Origin of the sequence: Glutamicibacter soli (genome assembly GCF_052322135.1) — a bacterium.
Lineage (GTDB): Bacteria > Actinomycetota > Actinomycetes > Actinomycetales > Micrococcaceae > Glutamicibacter > Glutamicibacter soli.
This window is the reverse complement of sequence record NZ_CM125969.1, coordinates 2963374-2982962: the sequence shown is the minus strand read 5'-3', so window position 1 is coordinate 2982962 and position 19589 is coordinate 2963374. Positions and strand designations below refer to the sequence as shown.

The 19589-nt window shown below is 66.2% G+C and carries 19 protein-coding genes and 1 pseudogene; 8 read left to right on the top strand and 12 right to left on the bottom strand.

Features of this window, described 5'->3' with window-relative positions:
* Positions 1–21: 21 nt before the first annotated feature.
* From ACTX90_RS14140 to ACTX90_RS14130, 3 genes are all read left to right on the top strand, one after another.
* A complete protein-coding gene (locus tag ACTX90_RS14140) occupies positions 22–1755 on the top strand; it encodes an ABC transporter ATP-binding protein/permease (protein ID WP_161447324.1) in 1734 nt (577 codons plus the stop codon).
* Positions 1756–3534: an amino acid ABC transporter ATP-binding/permease protein gene (locus ACTX90_RS14135; RefSeq protein WP_443442275.1), complete on the top strand. Its 1779-nt coding sequence runs from the start codon at positions 1756–1758 to the stop codon at positions 3532–3534. It abuts the gene before it with no gap.
* A gap of 68 nt (positions 3535–3602) precedes the next feature.
* On the top strand, positions 3603–5402 hold the full coding sequence (locus ACTX90_RS14130; RefSeq protein ID WP_424572832.1) for an FMN-binding glutamate synthase family protein: 1800 nt from the start codon (positions 3603–3605) through the stop codon (positions 5400–5402).
* Here ACTX90_RS14130 and ACTX90_RS14125 read toward each other — a convergent pair.
* From ACTX90_RS14125 to ACTX90_RS14110, 4 genes are all read right to left on the bottom strand, one after another.
* The gene (locus ACTX90_RS14125; protein ID WP_443442272.1) at positions 5399–6460 is read right to left on the bottom strand and encodes an enoyl-CoA hydratase/isomerase family protein; all 1062 of its coding nucleotides are present in this window, start codon (positions 6458–6460) and stop codon (positions 5399–5401) included. The genes ACTX90_RS14130 and ACTX90_RS14125 overlap by 4 nt on opposite strands.
* Before the next feature lie 48 nt (positions 6461–6508).
* Positions 6509–7414 carry a LysR family transcriptional regulator gene (locus ACTX90_RS14120; protein ID WP_113606932.1) on the bottom strand — a complete coding sequence of 302 codons (906 nt, stop codon included), beginning with the start codon at positions 7412–7414 and terminating at the stop codon, positions 6509–6511.
* 46 nt (positions 7415–7460) lie between these two features.
* Positions 7461–7724 (bottom strand): hypothetical protein, encoded by a 264-nt coding sequence (locus tag ACTX90_RS14115; RefSeq protein ID WP_047119996.1) that lies wholly within the window; start codon positions 7722–7724, stop codon positions 7461–7463.
* A gap of 131 nt (positions 7725–7855) precedes the next feature.
* A complete protein-coding gene (locus ACTX90_RS14110; protein WP_047119995.1) occupies positions 7856–8332 on the bottom strand; it encodes an Lrp/AsnC family transcriptional regulator in 477 nt (158 codons plus the stop codon).
* Between the two features lie 221 nt (positions 8333–8553).
* Between ACTX90_RS14110 and ACTX90_RS14105 the strand changes: the two genes are divergently transcribed.
* Positions 8554–9810: an MFS transporter gene (locus tag ACTX90_RS14105; protein ID WP_047119994.1), complete on the top strand. Its 1257-nt coding sequence runs from the start codon at positions 8554–8556 to the stop codon at positions 9808–9810.
* A gap of 193 nt (positions 9811–10003) precedes the next feature.
* Positions 10004–10297 carry a hypothetical protein gene (locus ACTX90_RS14100; RefSeq protein WP_286163663.1) on the top strand — a complete coding sequence of 98 codons (294 nt, stop codon included), beginning with the start codon at positions 10004–10006 and terminating at the stop codon, positions 10295–10297.
* Here the strand turns inward: ACTX90_RS14100 and ACTX90_RS14095 are convergent.
* The 3 genes from ACTX90_RS14095 to ACTX90_RS14085 form a co-directional block, all read right to left on the bottom strand.
* Entirely contained in the window at positions 10284–11285 is a 1002-nt protein-coding gene (locus tag ACTX90_RS14095; RefSeq protein ID WP_443444026.1) for an LLM class flavin-dependent oxidoreductase, read from the bottom strand. The two genes, ACTX90_RS14100 and ACTX90_RS14095, sit on opposite strands and share 14 nt — an antisense overlap.
* 115 nt (positions 11286–11400) lie before the next feature.
* On the bottom strand, positions 11401–11604 hold the full coding sequence (locus ACTX90_RS14090; RefSeq protein WP_028268826.1) for a cold-shock protein: 204 nt from the start codon (positions 11602–11604) through the stop codon (positions 11401–11403).
* A 293-nt stretch (positions 11605–11897) separates the two neighbouring features.
* Positions 11898–13415 (bottom strand): MFS transporter, encoded by a 1518-nt coding sequence (locus ACTX90_RS14085; protein ID WP_443442271.1) that lies wholly within the window; start codon positions 13413–13415, stop codon positions 11898–11900.
* 129 nt (positions 13416–13544) lie between these two features.
* Between ACTX90_RS14085 and ACTX90_RS14080 the strand changes: the two genes are divergently transcribed.
* Both ACTX90_RS14080 and ACTX90_RS14075 read left to right on the top strand, forming a co-directional pair.
* Positions 13545–14099: a TetR/AcrR family transcriptional regulator gene (locus ACTX90_RS14080; RefSeq protein ID WP_047119991.1), complete on the top strand. Its 555-nt coding sequence runs from the start codon at positions 13545–13547 to the stop codon at positions 14097–14099.
* 18 nt (positions 14100–14117) lie between these two features.
* Entirely contained in the window at positions 14118–15374 is a 1257-nt protein-coding gene (locus ACTX90_RS14075; RefSeq protein ID WP_047119990.1) for an MFS transporter, read from the top strand.
* A gap of 19 nt (positions 15375–15393) precedes the next feature.
* On the opposite strand, the gene ACTX90_RS14070 is transcribed toward ACTX90_RS14075, so the two are convergent.
* Together ACTX90_RS14070 and ACTX90_RS14065 are read right to left on the bottom strand one after the other, a co-directional pair.
* Positions 15394–16050, bottom strand: a complete 657-nt coding sequence (locus ACTX90_RS14070) for a trimeric intracellular cation channel family protein (protein WP_053798706.1) — start codon at positions 16048–16050, stop codon at positions 15394–15396.
* Between the two features lie 67 nt (positions 16051–16117).
* Positions 16118–16657: a DUF1697 domain-containing protein gene (locus ACTX90_RS14065; protein ID WP_424572838.1), complete on the bottom strand. Its 540-nt coding sequence runs from the start codon at positions 16655–16657 to the stop codon at positions 16118–16120.
* A 74-nt stretch (positions 16658–16731) separates the two neighbouring features.
* Between ACTX90_RS14065 and ACTX90_RS14060 the strand changes: the two genes are divergently transcribed.
* Positions 16732–18687: a S9 family peptidase gene (locus ACTX90_RS14060; RefSeq protein ID WP_443442270.1), complete on the top strand. Its 1956-nt coding sequence runs from the start codon at positions 16732–16734 to the stop codon at positions 18685–18687.
* A gap of 18 nt (positions 18688–18705) precedes the next feature.
* Here the strand turns inward: ACTX90_RS14060 and ACTX90_RS14055 are convergent, their stop codons facing one another.
* From ACTX90_RS14055 to ACTX90_RS14045, 3 genes and pseudogenes are all read right to left on the bottom strand, one after another.
* Entirely contained in the window at positions 18706–18978 is a 273-nt protein-coding gene (locus tag ACTX90_RS14055) for an RNA-binding S4 domain-containing protein (protein WP_443444060.1), read from the bottom strand.
* 15 nt (positions 18979–18993) lie between these two features.
* A pseudogene (locus tag ACTX90_RS14050) lies at positions 18994–19101 on the bottom strand (RNA-binding S4 domain-containing protein); the annotation flags it as partial.
* A 39-nt stretch (positions 19102–19140) separates the two neighbouring features.
* Entirely contained in the window at positions 19141–19497 is a 357-nt protein-coding gene (locus ACTX90_RS14045; RefSeq protein ID WP_113606925.1) for a hypothetical protein, read from the bottom strand.
* Positions 19498–19589 lie beyond the last annotated feature (92 nt).

The following is a 19589-nucleotide window of genomic DNA, read 5'->3' as shown; positions in this document are numbered from 1 at the left end:
CGCTGGCCTAGGATTGAAGCTGTGCATAGGGTCTTTGGTCTTTTCTCGGCGTCCACGGCACTGGTGGTCGCGCTCAGCCTGCTCGGAGCGGCCGGCACCGCGGGGCTGGCGGTCCTCATCGGCCGCGCCATCGACGTCGTCGCCGCCGGCGGCATGCCGGATGCCGGCTGGTACCTCGGCGCCGTCGGCGAACTGCTCACCGTCGCGGTGTGCGCCTGGCTGGTTCCGGTGCTCGCCGCGCAGGCGGGCCGTCAGCTGACCGAGCACCACCGCACCCGGCTGCTGCAGCACTACCTGGCCATCGGCCCGCTGGCCGTGCGGCGCGCCGGGGAAGGCGAGCTGGTGCAGGCGGCCATGGACTCGGTGGACCGCTCGGTCAAGTACCGCACCGCCTTCATGGGCCCGGCGATCGCCGCGGTGTCCACCCCGGTGCTGGTGCTGGTGTTCATCGCGCTGTTCATCGACCCGCTCTCCGCGGGGCTGATGCTGCTGCCCACCGCCCTGGTCCCGCTGATCGTGCTCGGATTCCAGAAGCTGTTCAGCGCCTCCTCCGGCGAATACCGCCGGGCGCAGGGCATCCTGACGGCGACCTTCCTCGACGCGCTGCGCTCGCTGGGCATGCTCAAGCTCAACGGCGCCGGAGGCTGGATGGGGCGCCGGGTGGCCAGGGCCTCCGAGCGGGTGCGCCGGCAGGTCATGAAGCTGCTGGCCCGCAACCAGATCGTGCTGCTGGTCATCGACGCCAGCTTCGCCATCCTGCTGCTGTCCACCGCCTCGATCCTGGCCTGGTGGCGTTTGGGCAGCGGGGCCTTCACCACCGGCGAAGCGGCCGCGCTGGTCATCCTCAGCTTCCTGATGCTCGCCCCGGTGAACTACGTGGGCAGCTTCTTCTACATCGGCCTGACCGGGCGCAGCGCGGAGAAGAAGATCGCCGAGATCGAAGAGATTCCGGTGCACCAGTCAGTCGCCCGGCCGCTGGATATCGACCTGCACACCGGGGATCTGGTGCTGGAGAACGTCGGCGCGAGCTACGACGGCGAGCACCGCACGCTGCGTGGCGTCAACGCGGTGTTCCCGGCCGGCTCGCGCACCGCGGTGATCGGCCCTTCGGGCAGCGGCAAGACCACGCTGCTGCGAGTGCTGCAGGGGCAGCTGGAACCGGACGAGGGCATCATCCACGACGGCCGCCACGGCATGGGGCCCGCCACGCTGAAGCACAACGCGGCGGTGGTGGAGCAGCACGCGACGCTCTTCGCCCTGACGCTGCGCGAGAACCTGCAGCTGGCCGCCCCGCTGGCCACCAATGCCCAGATGATCCACGCGCTGGAGCAGGCAGGGCTCGGCGGCTGGCTGGGCGATCAGGCGACCAGGAGGCTCGACGAGCCGCTGGGCGAATCCGGGGCGCGGCTGTCCGGCGGCCAGGCCCAGCGCCTGGCGCTGGCCCGGGCGCTGCTGGCCGGCCGCCCGCTGCTGCTGCTCGACGAGCCCACCAGCTCGCTGGACGTGCAGACCGAGGCAGAGGTGCTGGCGACCCTGCGCAGCCTGGATCGCTCCATCACCACCGTCACCGTCACCCACCGGCTGGGCCTGCTGGCCGACTACGACCGGGTCATCGTGATGGACGGCGGGCGGATCATCCAATCCGGGGACCGGCAGGCCCTGCTGGCCCAAGACGGCTACCTGAAACGCGCCATGGAACATTTCACGCAGCGCGCCCGCGGGCTGCGCACCGCCCACAGCGGAAGGGACAAGTAGATGAGGCCCCAGCCAACCGCCCCCGCCGCGCCGAAGCCCGGGACCGCCGCCACGCTGCGCTGGCTTGTCGGGGCCACCTCCGACCTGCTGCCGCCGCTGGCCCTGGCCTGCCTGCTTTCCTGCCTGACCCGCTTCGCCTCGCTGGGCATCTACCTGGTCGCCGCGCTGGGCGTGGCCAAGGCCGCCGGGATCCAGGTGCTCGGCATCTCCGCGTCCTGGACCGCACTGGCGCTGGGCATCCTCGCGCTCGGCCTGGCCAAGGGGGCGCTGCGCTACGGCGAGCAGTACGTCGGGCACAAGGTGGCGTTCCTGTCGCTGTCGCGGCTGCGCAACACGCTGTATGCGGCCGCCGAGCACCAGGCGCCCTTCGCCGCGCGGAGCCGGAATTCCGGCGGCCTGCTGGCCGTCGCCACCCGCGATGTGGACCGGGTCGAGGTGTTCTTCGCCCACACCCTGCCGCCGGCGGTCTCAGCCGTGGTGGTCAGCGGCGCCGTCACCTGGTGGACCTGGTCGTCCTTCGGCAGCGCTGCTGCGGTGGTCCTGCTGGCAAGCTACGTGCTGCTGGGCCTGGTGATCCCGGCGCTGGGCATCCCGACGCTGCGCCGGGCCGCCGCTGGGCAGGCGCGTGTGCGCGGCATCCAGAACCAGCAGCTGGCCGAGCTGCTCAACGGCATCGACGTGGTCCACGGCTACGAGGCGGGGCCGCGGATGCTCGCCCGCTTCAACGGAACGGCCAAGCCCTCCACGGCGGACACCCTGCGCGCCGGACGCATCACCGGCCTGCGCGCCGCGCTGTCCCAGGCGGTCATCTGGGGCAGCCTGCTCGCGCTGCTGGTGGTCGCGGCCCGGGACCACGAACTGGGGGCGCTGCTGGTGCTCACGGTGATCGCGGTGCCTTCCTATGAGGCGGTGCGCGCGGTGGACGGCTTCGTACTGGGGCTGCAGGACTCGCTGGCCAGCGCCAAGCGGCTGCATGCCATGGCGCTGGGAGAGCCGCAGGTGGCCGAACCTGATATGCCGCGGCTGCTGCCTGAATCAGGCACGCTGTCGGTCAGGGGCCTTTCCGTGGCCTACGGGAAGGACACCGTGCTTTCCGGCCTGGACCTTCAGCTGGCTCCCGGGCAGCTGGTGGCGCTGGTGGGAGACAGCGGATCGGGCAAGTCCACCGCGGCTTCCGCGCTGGTCCGCGCGGTGCCCAGCACCGGTGAATGCTCCTATGGCGGAATCCCGCTGGAGAGCGCGCCGCTGCGCGAGGTGCGCTCTCACCTGCTGCTGGTGTCCCAGGAGGCGGTCATGGTGCGCGGCACGCTGCGCGAGAACCTGCTGCTGGGCCTGGAGCACATCGAGGACGACGAGCTGGTCGCCGTGCTCGAAGAGCTGGGCCTGGGAACCTGGCTGGCAAGCCAGAAGCAGGGCCTGGACACCAGGCTGGGGGACCGTGCCACCCGGCTCTCCGGCGGGCAGCGCCAGCGTCTGGCTCTGGCCCGCGCGCTGATCCGCCGCCCGAAGGTGCTGATCCTCGACGAGTCGACCAGCGCGCTGGACGCCGCCAGCGAGCAGCTGGTGCTCGCGGCGGTCGAAGCCCGGCGCACCGCGGGAATGGCGGTGCTGATGATCAGCCACCGGATCTCCATCCTGCACGGGGCCGACCGGATCGTGGTGCTGCGCGAGGGGCAGGTTGCCGAATCCGGCACCCCTGAGCAGCTGCTGGCCCAGCCGGATTCGCTGTTCAGCCGCATGGCAGTGCGCGAAGCCGACCGGATCGAACCTGCGAACTAGCTTGGCGCAAGGCGACTATTTCCCCGGCGCACCTGACAGGGAACCCCGTGCGGGGTTAGGCTCGCCACATGATGCGCATAGTTGTCCTCCTGTTTTTAGCTGTGCTGGTGGCGGGCTTCGTCATCACGGCAATCCTCGCGGGAACCTCCGGGGAGTGGGTCTGGTGGATCCTAGTGGGGCTGACCGGCCTGCTGGTGGCCCTGGGCATCCACGATCTGGTGCAGAAACGCCACGCGATCCTGCGCAATTTCCCGATCGTCGGCCATGCACGCTACCTGTTCGAGTTCATCCGGCCAGAGATCCAGCAGTACTTCATCGAGCGAAACACCGATGGGAAGCCATTCAGCCGGGATACCCGTTCGGTGGTCTACGCCCGCGCCAAGGGGGTGGACAGCCACAAGGCCTTCGGCACCGAGCTTGACGTGAACCGGGTGGGGCACGAGTACCTGGTGCACTCCACCGCGCCGGTGGCGCCGCCCTCCGAGCAGCACAAGGTCCGTATCGGCTCCAGCCAATGCACCCGTCCCTATGACATCTCGCTGCTGAATATCTCCTCGATGAGTTTCGGTGCGCTGTCCTCCCACGCGGTCATGGCGATGAACAAGGGCGCTTCCATGGGCGGATTCGTGCAGGAGACCGGCGAAGGCGGGCTGACCAAATACCATCTGGAGTACGGCGCAGACCTTTTCTGGGAGATCGGCTCCGGGTACTTCGGCTGCCGCACCGAGGAGGGGCGCTTCGCGCCGGAAACCTTCCGCGCCAAGGCCAGCCGCGAGGAAGTCAAGGGCATCACCATCAAGATCTCCCAGGGCGCCAAGCCCGGTTTGGGCGGCGTGCTGCCGGCGGCGAAGATCAACGAAGAGATCGCCGAGGCGCGCGGCGTCCCCATGGGGCAGGACTGTATCTCCCCGGCGAGCCACCCTGAATTCTCCACCCCGCGCGAGCTGCTGGAGTTCGTGGCCCTGCTGCGCGAGCTCAGCGGCGGCAAGCCGGTGGGCATCAAGTTCTGCGTGGGCTCGCGCACCGACGTGATGGCGATCTGCAAGGCGATGCTGGAGACCGGGACCCTGGTCGACTTCATCACCGTGGACGGCGCCGAAGGCGGCACCGGTGCGGCGCCGATCGAGTACGAGGACCATGTAGGCACCCCGCTGACGGAGGCGCTGATGCTGGTGCACACGATCCTGGTGGGCACCGGGTTGCGCGAGGAGATCCGGCTTGCGGCCGCCGGCAAGGTGGCCAGCGGCTCGGATATCGTCAAGCGGCTGATCCAGGGCGCCGACTTCACCTTCGCCGCCCGCTCCATGATGATGGCCACCGGCTGCATCCAGGCCCAGCAGTGCCACACCAACCATTGCCCGGTGGGCGTGACCACGCAGAACAAGCGCCTGGAACGCGCGCTGGACGTCCAGGACAAGGGGCACCGCGTGTACAACTACCACCGGCTCACGGTCACGGAAGCCGGCCAGCTGATGGCCTCCATGGGACTGACCAGTCCGGAGCAGCTGAACACGCGGATGCTGCGCCGCCGGGTGAACCTGCAATCAACCCGTTCCTATGCGGAGCTGTTCCACTGGCTGCGCCCCAACGAGCTGCTGGAGAATCCGCCGGCTTCCTGGGTCCAGGACTGGCAGGAAGCGGATCCGGACCACTTCGGCGAATTCGTACCGGTGCCCTACGGGGTGCCGCGCGGGGTGGGCATCGAACCGCCCCGGCGGGAAGAGGAACCGGCCGACGCGGTCAGCGCACCGCGCGTGGAGCCGCGCAACTCCACGAAAGTGCATCCGGTGCACCAGGACGTCACGCGTCCCGAAGGGCAGCCCGGGAACCAGATCGTGGACCAGCAGCACGAGCCGCAGCAGCCCTAGGCGTCGGCCGGGTCCATCAGCTCCAGCAGCGCGTCCTGGTCGACGGCTTCCAGGGTGCCCGGGGTCCACGAGGGGTTGCGGTCCTTGTCGATGACCTGGGCGCGGATTCCCTCGGCCAGGTCGGGCCGGTGCATTAGGTGCGCGGCCAGCCGCAGCTCGCGGTCCAGCGCCGAACGCAGGTTGTCCTCGGCGCGGGCGGCGCGCACCGCATGGAACGCCGAGGCGACGGAGGTGGGGGAGTTCTGGGCGATCAGAGCGGCCGCCTGCTTGGCATGCGGGTGCACCATCTGCTCCAGACGCTGCACGACGTCCTCCGGGCTGGCGGCGCTGAAGGCGTGGTCCACCCAGCCCTGGTCCAGTTCAAGCCGGTGGGATTCCGCCGCGCCGTGCATCACCTCGATCGCCGCGGCCAGGTCCCCGGCGTTCAGGCCCATGTATTCGTCGAGGTGGTCAAGGATGTTTGCGGCGAACTCCTCCGAGACCACGACGTCGGCGAAGCCCAGGTAGACGGCGTCCGCGCCGGTGAAGGAGTCCGCGGTCATGGCGAAGTATTCGCCGAAGTGGCCGGGCATGTTGGCCAGCAGGTGGCTGCCGCCGACATCCGGGGTGTAGCCGATCTTGGCCTCCGGCATGCCCATGCGGGCCCCGGCGGTCACCAGACGCACCGGCGCATGGCTGGCCAGGCCGATGCCGCCGCCCATGGTGATGCCGTGCGCCAGGGTGACCAGCGGCTTGGGGTAGGAGGCGATGAGCTGGTCGGTGTCGAACTCGTTGGACAGCAGGTTGAGGAAGTCCTCGTGGCGTCCGGTGGTCACCGCGGCGTGGAAGTCGGCGATGTCCCCGCCGGCGCAGAATCCGCGCGATCCGCGCCCGGTGAGCAGCACCGTGGAGATCTTCGGGTCCTCGGCCCAGGCCTTGAGCACGCGGTGCAGCTCCAGCAGCATCTGGAGGTTCAGTGCGTTCAGCTTCGCGGGGCGGTTCAGTTCCAGATGGCCCAATGCGCCGTAGACCGTCGAAATGACCAATGGTTCTGCCGGAGTATTGCTGTCGTGCGCCACGAAGTACCTGCCCTGCTGAGTTCTTGAACGAGTGTTGTTGGCTTAAGCCTAGTGGGCCAGCACCTGGGCGAGGCGGTCCAAAACCAGGTCAGCCTTCGGCTTCTTCGAATTCTCCGGTTTCAGCGCGAAGATGGAGCGGGCCAGCCGGATTTCCGGGGCGTCGACGATGCGGATGCCTTCAGGGGCGTTGGCCATGGCCAGGTCGGGCACCAGCGCCGCGCCCAGCCCGGAGGCGACCAGGCTCAGCGAGGCGTTGAAGTCGTCGCAGTAGGCCGAGACCTGCGGATGAATGTTGTAGGAGGCGAACAGCCGCGAGATCAGCGTCGCGTCCGAGGTGCCGGGGTGGTGGAAGATCCAGGGCCATTCGGCCAGCTGGTCCACGGTCAGCCGGGCGTCCTCGGCGATCGGCCAGGAGGAAGGGATGACCACGCGGAACTGGTCGTCGCCCAGCCAGGTGCGTTCCAGGGAGGCTGGCCAGGACAGGCCGCCGGGGCCCACCTGGAAGATGAGCGCCAGGTCCAGGTCGCCGCCGCTGCCCAGCCCGGCCACGGTCTGCTGTGGTTCGCCGATCCACAGGCGCAGGTTGATGCCCAGCGAGGGCCAGTCCTCGGCGGTGAGGATCTGCGGCAGCGCGAAGGTCGCCAGCGACGGGAAGATGCCGAGCTTGATTTCCTCGTTCTCCGCCGAATCGGTGGAGATGGTCGCGACGTCCGCCATGAGGGCGTCGAGATCCGTGAGGACACGTTTCGCGTGGCGCACCATGCGCAGCGCTCCGGCGGTCGGGGTGATGGAACGGGCGCCGCGGACGAACAGGGTGGTGCCCGTGCTGCGTTCCAGGGCGGTCATCTGCTGGGAGACGGCGCTGGCGGTATAGCCCAAGCGGGTCGCGGCGGTCGCGAATGAACGGTGTGCAACCACCTCGAGCAGGGTACGCAAGTGAACTGGATTAATCACTTCTAAAGTCTAAGACCTTCAGCCCAACCTTCGCTTAGTCAGTGAGCTAGTCCTCATCTTCGCGCTCGCCGTCCTCCGAATCCTCGTCGTCGTCCTGGCCGTCCTCGCTGAACTCGTTGTCCAGCTCGTCTTCGGTTTCCAGGTCATCGTCATAGAGGTAGTGGCGCTGGGCCAACGGGTCGATGTTGCGCATGGTTTCGGGCATGTCGCTGGATCCCTCGTAGGCCTGCGAGTCGCGGCCGTCGTCCGGCTCGTAGATGTCGTTGCCGTATTCGGGGGCGAAGTCGGTGGGTTCAAAGTCCCGGCTCATGGCGTGCTCCTTCGATTGGACGAGGATCTGCCGGAAGTCGGGCACATACCTCGTGACTTCTCTTGGCTCCAGCCTAGAACCCTTATGACCTGAACAAAAGACTTGTAATTGCGTGTCGCGGGTGGTTGCGATCAGTGGTCGTGCTCGGCGTAGTGCTCCAGCAGCGGAGCGGTGCGATAGGCCAGGTGGGAGTGCAGCGCGAAGGTCGTTTCCGAGCGGGTCACGCCCTTGATGCGCAGGATTTGGCGCAGCACCGACTGCAGCTGGTGGGTGTCGGTGGCGATGAGGCGGACCCAGACGTCTCCGCGCCCGGAGGTCTCGTGGATTTCCAGCACGTTCGGGATCTGGCGCAGCGCGGTGATGACCGCGTCCAGCTCCCGGTGGTTCACCTCCAGGGTGACGAAGGCCAGCACGTCGTAGCCCAGCACACCCAGGTCGATGTCGCGCCCGCCTTCGCGCAGCACCTCGGAGCGCTGCAGCCGGCGCAGGCGGGACTGCGCGGTGTTGCGGGCGACCCCGGCTTCGTCGGCAAGCTCTGAAACCTGGATGCGTGGATCCCGGATCAGGGCCAGAAGAATCTTCAGGTCAACGTCGTCCAACCGCACCATTTGCTCACTCCCGATACCGCCATAGGCCCTAAATTTGACCATATTGCTCAAATTCTATCAATAAACAATCCTTGGTGAGATCAGAGGGCGGATATTTGTGAGAGAACGATCTGTTGTAGTAGACAAACGCAAGCAGAACGCTCAAACAACCGGTGGGGCAGCGAGTGGCCCCACCGGTAAAAATTTTTCCCCTGCCGACAGCTATTTCCGCGGGAGCGCCAATGTCCGTCATCAGTGAGCTGCGTATGCAGCACGGCACGCCGCGCATGATGTCATGGAACCCCGGCACCGCCACCCGCTTGGCCATTACCATCCTGGTCAGCTTCACGCTGCTGGTCGGCGCGAACCTGGCAACGCCGCTGTATCCCCAGCTGCAGGCCGACCTGCACCTGGGCGCCATGGGCACCACGATCGCCTTCGCCTCCTATGTCTGCTCCCTGATGTTCTTCCTGCTGGTGGTCGGGCATTGGTCGGACCATGTGGGCCGCCGCGCCGCCCTGGTGCTGGCCGTCGGGGTCTCGCTGCTCGGTACGCTGGCGTTCGGAGCGGCCGGGAACCTGTGGCAGCTGTGCCTCGGACGAGGGCTGCAGGGCGCTGGAGTCGCCCTGGCCACCGGGGCCAGCGCCGCGGCGCTGCGCGAACTGCTGCCGAGCAAACCCGAATGGGCTTCGCGTTTCACCCTCCTGGCTTCGTCGGGAGGCGTGGCATTCGGACCACTGATCGGCGGCGCGCTGGCGGGCCTTCCGGGAGGCCGCTCCACGGTGTTCCTGATCCAGGCCGTCCTGCTGCTGGTCGTCCTGGTTCCACTGGGCACACTGCAAGCGCGCCCGGCCATTGCCATGGCGAACCGCGGTGAAAGAAGCCGCGCGCTGGCTCCGCGCCGCGTGGGCATTCCGTCCAACGCCCGCACCGAGTTCTGGATGGCTTCGCTTGTCGGTTTCCTCAGCTTCGCGATCTTCGGTTTCGTGCTGTCCTTGGCACCGGGCTACCTGGCCGGCGCCTTCGAGCTGCAGTCCCTGTGGGCCGTCGGGCTGGTTGCCGGGCTGCCGCTGGGTATCGCCGCGCTGTCGCAGATCGTGGTGCGCGGCGGAAAGATCCTGCTGCCGCTGGGCTTGGGGCTGATGGCCGCCGGGACCCTTGCCTTGCTCGTTGGCGCCACCCTGGGCTGGCTCTGGCTCGGGGTGCTGGCCATGGTGGTCCTCGGCTTGGGCCAGGGCATCGCCTTCCGCACGGCATTCGGCCTGTGCGTGGATGCTGTCAGCCCTGCGTCCCATGCGCAGACCGTCTCCAGCATCTACCTGGTCACCTATCTGGGCAGCGCGCTGCCGGTGATCGTGCTGGGTTGGGCCGCGGGGCGCTTCGGGCAGCTGCCGAGCATCATGGTGTTCTGCATTGCCGGTGCGGCGGCTGCCTTGCTGATGCTGGTATGGTCGGCGCTGTCCCTGCGCAGGACTGGCGGCCCCTCGCGCGTAGTGTAGGGGGCATGAGCGCTTCGGCCCTACGTGCACCGACCGCGCCGCCCTGTGGGCCGCAGCAGCCAGGTCCTTGCTCCCGCGCTGCGGCTGGGCTTGGTGACCGGTATTTCCTTCATCGAGGCACCGCTGAAATTCACCGCCCCGGGGATCACCATTCCGCTGGGGTCGGGCATCGGGCGCCTGGTCTTCTTTGCGAGTGAACATCGTTGGAATCCTGCTGTTCATCGCCCTGCTGCTCGGCACGCCCAGGCGCGGCACCGACACGGCCTGGAAAGGGGGCGTGGGGATTGCCGGCCTCGTGCTGCTGCTGAAGAAGGCAGCGATCCGCCCCGGCTCGTCCCGCCGCACCGATGCGGTGCTGTCCGGGAACTTCGGGGGCGGATCGCTGTGGCACTGCGCCTATATCGGAGCCGAAGGGGTGCTGACCGTGACGCTGGCGGTGCTGCTGGTCATGGCGGTCAGGCGCTGGGTGACGATCAGCGCGCGCTGACCAGTTCGGCGGCGTCGGCGGTGATCATGACCGATTCCAGGCGGGCCTGCTCGTCGGTCGGGTAGTGCACGGTGATCAATTCATCAGCCTGGGCTGTCTGCGCGAAATGCGCGAGGTACTCGGTGACCTGTTCGCCGGTGCCGACCGCCGAATACCGCATCATGTCCAGGATCTGCTGGGCCTGCGGTGTGCCCATGAGCATGTCGATTTCCGCCTCGGTGAACTCCTTGTTCGCTCCGCGGCCCAGGAAACTGGCCACGCGGTGGCGGCGTGCGACATTGAACAGTTCATGGGCCCGTTCGCTGGTCTGCGCCGCCAGCACGCCGACGCCTGCGATGACGTATGGCTCGGAGAGCTGCTCGGAGGGGGTAAATTCCTCGCGGTACAGCTTCACCGCCTGGTGCAGGGCCGCGGGGGCGAAGTGCGATGCGAAGGAATACGGCAGGCCCAGCTGGGCTGCCAGCTTCGCCCCGAACAAGGAGGAACCCAGGATGTACAGCGGGACGTTCGTTCCGGCGCCGGGGATGGCCTGCACCGTGGGGATGCGGGATTTGCCGGCGAGGTACGCCTGCAGTTCCAGCACGTCGTGCGGGAAGGAGTCCGCTGCCGACGGATCGCGGCGCAACGCGCGCAGGGTCGTCATGTCGGTGCCCGGGGCGCGGCCCAGGCCCAGGTCGATGCGGTCGCCGAAAATCGTGGCCAGGGTGCCAAACTGCTCCGCGATCACCAACGGCGAGTGGTTCGGGAGCATGACGCCGCCGGAACCCAAACGGATGCGCTCGGTGTGGTGGGCGATGTGGCCAATCAGCACGGAAGTCGCGCTGGAGGCGATATTCGGCATGTTGTGGTGTTCGGCGTACCAGATGCGTTCGTAGCCGTGGCGTTCAGCAGTTTGCGCAAGCCTGACGGATGATTTGAATGAGTCTGCAATTGAGCCGCCGGGAGACACCGGGGCGAGGTCCAAAATCGATAGCTTCACCTTGTGCATAACCATGGGCCGGCTGCGTCTATTCCGTGGCGGGCACGGAAAAACCGATGGGTGGCTATCCATTGCGGATAGCCACCCATCGGGTGAAGTCAGGCGTTAGTGCCAAAGACCTTCTTTAGAGAGCACGGATGTCTGCAGCCTGCAGACCCTTTGGACCCTCAACTACTTCGAACTCAACCTTCTGGCCCTCGTCCAGGGTGCGGAAGCCCTGGGTCTGGATTGCGGTGAAGTGTGCGAAGACGTCTGGATCGCCGCTGTCTGGAGCGATGAAGCCGAAGCCCTTTTCAGCGTTGAACCACTTGACGATTCCGGTTGCCATATTCTTATTTGGTCCTTTCAGACGTTTCTCGCCATGGTTTGTGCGGCGAGCTTGGTTGTATCCACGCAAGTTCCACGCTGGTTGCGCGAGGTGAACTTGCGAAGCAGCCAAGTCATTCACTTCACGTCTAGAAGGGGTTCGCGCCAACCAAGGATGGTCCGACATTCACAAACTTCTAAAGGGTACTTCGCGAATTACTTTGGAACTACACTGCCTAGCCTACGTGGTCAAAGTCGACTTTTGAATAACTTTGCAGCAATTTATCGAAAATTTGAGATATCGTCGCGAAAGCTTCACTTCACGGCTGGTTTGATGATTTTCACGACCATGACCGCAGCGATCAGCGAAAGCACCGCGGCGATGCCCGAGGTGAACAGCACGCCGTGGTCGAAAGCCTGCGCGGCGGATTCGATCAGGGCCTGCGCCGAGGCCGGGTCCAGACCCGCAGCCACGTGGTGAGCGCCGCTGAGGGTTTCGCCCGCCTGGGCCGCCGCATCGGGGGAGATGCTGCCCGGCACCTTGAGGTTCGAGCTGTAGACAGTGTTCAGGATGGTGCCCAGCACGGCGGTGCCCAGCACGGCGCCGACCTCGTACGCGGTCTCGGAAATGGCCGAGGCAGCCCCGGCCTTGGAAGCCGGCACCGCGGCCAGCGCCATGTCGTTGGACAGCGTTTCGGTCATGCCGATGCCGATGCCCAGCACGCAGAAGGCTGCCATGAGCAGCACGACGTTCGGGTTGCTGCCCGCCACGATCACCATGGTGTAGGCCGTGGCCGAGAACAGCAGGCCCAGGATCATGATGTTCGGCGAACCGAAGCGCTTGGACAGCGGGACGGAGAGCAGGCCGAAGCCCATGGTCAGGATCAGGCCCGGAGTCATCAACAGTCCGGCCTCGATCGGGCTGTAGCCGGCGATCAGCTGCAGGTGCTGGGAGACGAAGTAGATGAAGCCGACCAGCGAGAACACGCCGATGAGGTTCACGATCAGCGAGCCGGAGAAGCGGCCGTTGTTGAACAGGCGGACGTCGATCATCGGCTTGTCGGAGCCCAGCTGGCGCCGCACGAAGGTCACGCCGCACACCACCGCCAGTGCCAGGGCGCCCAGCGGGATGTACCACGGGCTGCTCGAGAAGGACTTGATGGCGTAGGTGAATGGCAGCAGGGTCATCACGATCAGCAGGATCGAGACCGGATCCACGCGTCCCGGGTTCGGGTCCTTGGACTCCGGAACCAGGATCAGCCCGCCGATCAGCAGCGGCAGCAGCATCGGGACGGCGATCAGGAAGACCGAGCCCCACCAGAAGTGTTCCAGCAGCAGGCCGCCGACGATCGGGCCGAGCACCGAGCCGCCGGAGAAGGCAGAGGCCCAGACAGCGATCGCGGTGCGGCGTTCGGTGTCCTCGGTGAAGATATTGCGGATCAGCGACAGCGTGGCAGGCATCAGCATCGCGCCGAAGATGCCCAGCAGGGCGCGGGCGCCGATCAGCTGGCTCGCGTCGGTGGCGAACGAGGCCAGCGCGGAGACAATGGCGAAACCCGAGGCGCCGATCAGCAGCAGCCGGCGGCGTCCGATGCGGTCGCCCAGCGAGCCGAACGGCACCAGCAAACCGGCGAGGATCAGCGGGTAGATGTCGATGATCCACAGCAGCTGCGCGCCGCTGGGGGAGAGGGCTTCGGAAATCGCCGGAACCGCGAAGGTGAGCACGGTGTTGTCCACCGAAATCAGCAGCACCGGGAAGAGGAGCGCTACCAGCGCCGCCCAACGTCGCGGCTTGGACAGCGTTGAGGTGTGGTCGGAGAGCAGTGGGCTCATGGGTATCATCCTGATGATCGTTAACGGGGCTGAATGCCTGAACAATTCGTAACTATACCGTCTGGACGGTATAGTTACAATTCTTGGGTATGGTTGTATCCATCACTTCAACTAATCGAATGGAGTCCAATGGCAAGGCCGGCGGCAGCGCGCGTCAAGGTTCTGGACGCATACATCTCATTGCTCTGCGAGGAAGGCGAGCGTGCAGCAACCCTGGAAGCGACCGCCGCGCTGGCCGGGGTGTCCAAGGGCGGGCTGCTGTACCACTTCGCCTCGAAGGAAGCCCTGGCCGATGCGGTTATTAAGTTAAGTGAAGAACTGATCCTGATCGACCTGAAGGACATGGCCCAGGCCGAAGAGGGGCCCGCCGCCTACTTCATCCGGACCAGCGCCGAGGTGAACACCGAACTGGACCGCCTGCTGGTGGCCCTGCATAGGCTTGCGCATTCGGGGGTTGAAGCGGCCACCGCGCAGATGGAAAGCATCAACGAGCGCTGGCTGGCCGCGCTCATGGAGGAAATCGGCGACAAGGATATCGCCCATCTGGTGATGCTGGTCAGCGAGGGGCTTTATGCTTTCTCCGGTACTCCGGGCACCTGGTACGCCCGCCATTTTGAAGGTAACCTGTCTCACTTACTAGAGTTGGTTCCGCAACTGAAAAAGTTGGGAACTAACAACCAGTAGTCAGCGGAGAACCAATCGATGTCGAATGCCAGCCCGAAAACCTCACTCAAGGGAAGAATCGGGGCACTGCTGGGCATTCTGCTGATGGCCCTGTCCCTGCGCGCAGCGGTCGTTTCCGTGCCGCCGCTGCTGGCCCGGATCCAGGTCGACATCGAATTCACCGAGTTCACCATCGGCCTGCTCGCCACCCTGGCGCCCATCGTCTTCGCTTGCTTCGGCCTGCTGACGCCGCGCCTGATCCGCTCCTTCGGGCTTGAGAAGACCCTCATCACCGCCATCGCGCTGGCCGTGGTCGGGCAGGTGGCCCGCGTCTTCATGCCCGAGGTCTATTCCTTCCTGGCGCTGTCGATCATCGCGCTGGCCGGATACGGCATGGGCAACGTGGTGCTCCCGCCGCTGGTCAAGAAATACTTCCCCGACCGCATCGGACTGGTGACCAGCGGCTACGTCACGATGCTTGCGGTAGGCACTTGGATGGCCCCGCAGTTCTCGGTGCCGCTGGCCAACGCCAGCGACTGGAAGATCTCCATCGGTTCCTGGGCGCTGCTGTCGATGATCGTCCTGGTGCCGTGGATCATCCAGCTGGTGGCCGACCGCAATGTGGACCGCCCGGACCAGCCGGTGCAGGCGGTCGGCGCGGCGCAGCCAATCGCGAAGATCAATCCGTGGAAGTCCAAGGTCGCCTGGGGCTTGGCCATCTTCCTGGCCGGCAATTCCGCGCAGACCTACGTGTACTTCACCTGGCTGCCGCCGTACCTGCAGGACCGCGGGCTGAGCGAGCTGTCCGCCGGCAACATGCTGGCCCTGTTCGCGATCCTCGGCCTGCCGGTCTCCCTCCTGGTGCCGCTGTGGGTTCCGCGCCTGAAGAATCCGATCATCGCTGTGCTGATCTTCACCGCCTGCTGGGTTTCGGGGCACCTTGGCATCTACCTGTCTCCCACCGAAGGCACCGTGCTGTGGGTCTGCCTGGCCGGTCTGGGCCAGGGAACCTTTGCCATCGCCCTGCTCATGATGAATCTGCGCTCGCGCACCACGTACGGATCCGGCGTGCTTTCGGGATTCGCCCAGGGCCTGGGTTACGCCGGCGCGGGCATCGTTCCGCTGCTGTTCGGCGTGGTGCAGAAGTCCACCGGCTCGTGGGGCCCTGCCTTCGCGATGCTCGGGGCCTGTGTGCTGGTGATGCTCATCGGCGCGATCATCATCAACCCGTCGCGCACCATCGAGGACAGCGTGGAAGGCTCCGAGAAAGCCGGCCGGCTCGAACGCATCGGGTAGGTTCCCGGGCGCCCGTGGCCTAGAAGTTCCGGCGTGGCCCGTCGCCGTGGTTCGGGATGTTCGGCTGCCGGTGCCAATGGCCGGCCGCCAGCGGGACGCTCCAGCCGAACCGGATCGAGGCCAGCCGCAAGACGAAGGTCAATCCGGCGATGCCAGTGCCAACCGCGATATTCAGCACATCGAAGTGCCAGGCGAACGCGGTGGCGGTGGCGCCGAGGATGGCCGGGAGGGCGTAGACGTCGCGGGGGTTGAACAAATCCGGGGTGACGTTCGAGATGACATCGCGCAGCATGCCGCCGCCCACGCCAGTGATCACCCCGAGCAGCACCGCGGTCACCGGGTTCACGTCGTTCTCCAGCGCCTTCATGGTGCCGGTCATGCAGAACAGCCCCAATCCCGCCGCGTCGAAGATCTGCACCAGCCGGTGCAGCTTCTGTACCGCAGGAGTGAAGGCGTACACGCACAGCGCTGCCAGCACCGGCGGCAGGAAATACACCGGATGCGCGAAGGTGGCGGGGGACTGGTTCAGGATCAGGTCGCGGACCACGCCACCGCCCAGGCCGGTGACGCCGCCGAGGAACGCCGATCCGAGCATGTCGAATCCTCGCCGCGCCGCCATCAGCGATCCTGAGACGGCAAAAAAGAAAATACCAACGAGTTCGATAAGGGTCAGCATTCACGGACTTTCACTGAGGATCCAACGGCAAAAAAGCGCAACGCTCAATTATTGCCCGTGAAGGCGCTCAGCGAATAATCGCCGCCAGCTTCACCAAGGTGTTGTGGTTCCGGGTCGTGATCACCCGCTTGCGGGCCTGGGCGGTGGTGAGCTTGGCCAGCGGATCGGTGGTGCTCTGCCCCTTGCGCACGATCCAGCACAGAGCCCTGCCCAGCACGTCCACCGCCGGCTGCGGATCAAGGCCGCGGGCCAGCTCGCAGAGCTCCGCCGCATCGGCGGCGGATTCGCACAGGGTGAGGTATCCGTGGTGCTCGGCCGCGGGCTCGGGCAGTTCCAGGACGAAGGGCTGCGCCAGCTGGAGGATCTCCTCTCGGGTATAGACCAGTGTGGGAATGCTCCGGCCGTAGCGCTCCTCCAGCAGCTCGTTGCACCGCCGCTGCACCGCCTGCGCCTCGGAGAGCTCGGATTCGAGGACCACGTTGCCGCTGGCCAGCAGCGTGCGCACCTCGGTGAAGCCGCCGTCGGTCAGCAACGAGGCCAAATCCTTCATCAGGACCTTGACCCCGCCCACGTTCACGCCGCGCAGAAAGACCGCAAAAGTTGTCATGAGTTAATCCAAGCCGAACATCTTTGTACTTGTCGAGGGTCGTTTGGCATCAAAAATCTGGTTAGGATCGAATCATGCCTTCGAAACTGCCCTACGGATCCTGGCCCTCGACTATTTCCGCGAACGACGTCGCCGCGGGGACCAAACCACTAGGCGGTGCATGCTTCCACGGGCAGAACGTCATCGTCCAGGAAGGCCGCCCCGCAGAAGGCGGACGCATCACCCTGGTCAGCTACCCGCTGGATCAGCCGGGTGAACCAATCGAGTTGATCAGCAAGCCCTACAACGTCCGCTCACGGGTCCACGAGTACGGCGGTGCCAGCTGGAAGCTGGTCACCGGGCGCCTGCAGGACGCCATCGTCTTCACCAACTTCGCCGACCAGCGGGTGTACCTGCAGCAGCTCGGGCAGGTTACCCCGATCGCACTGACCCCGGACTCGATGTCCGGCGGGAACCCGCAGCTGCGCTTCGCGGAGTTCATCGACGGACCCAACCGCAGCGTGCTGGCCATCATGGAAGACCTGCGCTCCGAGCCGGTGCGCCACATCGTGCAGATCCCGCTGGACGGCTCCGCGGCCCAGGACGCCACCCGTATCCGGGTGCTCACCGCGCCGGCCCGCTTCGTGGCCGCGCCCCGGCTGAGCCCCTCGGGAAAGATGCTGACCTGGATCAGCTGGGAACACCCGAACATGCCATGGGACGGCACCAAACTCCACCTGGCCGAGGTGGCAGGCAACGGGCAGCTGGAAGACACCGTGATCGCCGGGGCCCAAGACATCTCGATCATGCAGCCCGAATGGGTGGACGAGGACCGCATCGCGTACGTCAGCGACGAATCCGGCTGGTGGAATCCCTACATCCACCAGGTCAGCTCCGCCCGCGCCACCCGGCTGGTGGACCGCGCCGCGGAATTCGCCGGACCGCTGTGGCAGGTCGGAAGTGCCTGGTACGTGCTGGAGGACCAGCGCACCCTGCTGTGCTCCTACGGCACCGGTACCACCAAGCTGGCACGGGTCCATGCGCTGACCGGGGGACTGGAGGACCTGCCGCTGCCCTTCACCCGGGTGCGCCCGCTGCAGGTGCGCGACGGCTGGCTGCTGGCCGGAACCTCCTCGATGACCCAGGGCGAGCAGATCACGCTGGTCAACCTTGACACCCTGGAGCACCGCGCTGTGGCCGGTTCCATCGCGCGGCTTCCTGATCCGGCCATGCTGCCGCAGGTCGAGGAATTCGAGTGCACGAACGTGGCCGGCCAATCGGTCCACGCGCTGCTGTACCGCCCGCGCCAGGACGGCTTGACCGGCCTGGACGGCGAGCTGCCGCCCTATGTCACCTTCGTGCACGGCGGGCCCACCGCGCAGGCCGCGGCCACGCTCAATGCAACCATCGCCTACTACACCTCGCGCGGCATCGGCGTGGTGGACGTGAACTACGGCGGCTCCACCGGATATGGCCGCGACTACCGCAACCGCCTGCGCGGCCAGTGGGGCGTCGTGGATGTTGCGGATACCGTCTCGGTGATCAAGGCGCTGGTGGCCCGCGGGATCGCGGATCCGGCGCGCGTGGGCATCGAAGGCGGCAGTGCCGGCGGATGGACGGTGCTCAGCGCGTTGACCAACTCCGAGGTGTTCCGCGCCGGGATCAGCCGCTACGGCGTCTCGGACCTGGTCGCCCTGGTGCAGGACACCCATGATTTCGAGTCCCAGTACATGTTCTCGCTGGTCGGGCCATACCCCGAAGCCGCGGAGCTGTATGAGAAGCGCGCGCCGATCAACCACGTGTCAAAGATTTCCTGTCCGGTCCTGTTGCTGCAGGGGGACGAGGACCTGGTGGTTCCGCCGTCGCAGTCGCAGGTCGTGGCTGACGCGCTCGCCGCCCGCGGCATTCCCCATGCCTACATCCTGTTTGCCGGGGAGCAGCACGGTTTCCGCCAATCGGAGAACATCATCAGCGCCCTGGAAAGCTCGCTGGCCTTCTACGCGCAGATCTTCGGCTTCGAAACCGATGCCCCGGCCATCGAGCTGTCGTAGCGCGGCGGATGACCCGGCCTAGTCTTCGGGGTCGATCCAGGAGGCCCTCAGGCGATCCATTTCGCGGCGGTCCTTCTTGGTGGGGCGGCCTGCACCGCGTTCGCGCATCGGAACCTGCGGGACGATGATTTTCTCGCGCGGTTCGCTGTGGTCGATGTAGCATTTCACGGCCACGGAGGCGCTCATGCGCTTGGATATCAGGCCGACGACTTCCAGCTCGCGATCGAAGCCGTTCTTGCGCACACGCACGCGGTCGCCCGGAACCACCGGCTGCGCGGCCTTTGCGGACACTCCATTCAGCCTCACATGGCCGGCGCGGCAGGCAGCCGTCGCCTCGGACCGCGTCTTGTAGGCGCGGACAGCCCAAAGCCAGGCATCAATTCGGATTTTGCCGGTTGTCGGAATTTCGAGCATGAAAAAAGTTTAGGTCAGGACCTGAGCGCGCCGCGCGCACTAGTTGGCTTGGGCGGTCGCGTCGTCGCAGGCCTGCACGAGGCGTTCCTGCAATCGGGTGGACACCGAGTCGCCGGAATCGGCCAGATCGTTCAGGACGTCAACCAGATCCTGTGGCAGGCCCCCGCCTTCTACCGCACCGACCAGCGATGTCAGTACACGCAGTTCGCTCGCGTCGATTCGACCGTCCTGGATCGGCGCGCAAGCCTGCCGGACGATTTCCTTGGACGCCGCATCGGTGAGCTCGTTGGCCGCCGAATTCGCCGTGTCCTGGATGACCGAGCAGCCCGCGCTGAAGAGTGTTGCCGATGACACCAGAAGCAGGATTGCCGCGTTCCGAACCTTTACTTTCCCCATGGCAATAAATCTTAGCCGCGAACTTTTGGGATCTCCTGAAAGCCAGCCGAGTCGATCATTAGAACCGAAACGCTCATGGGGCACAATGGTTC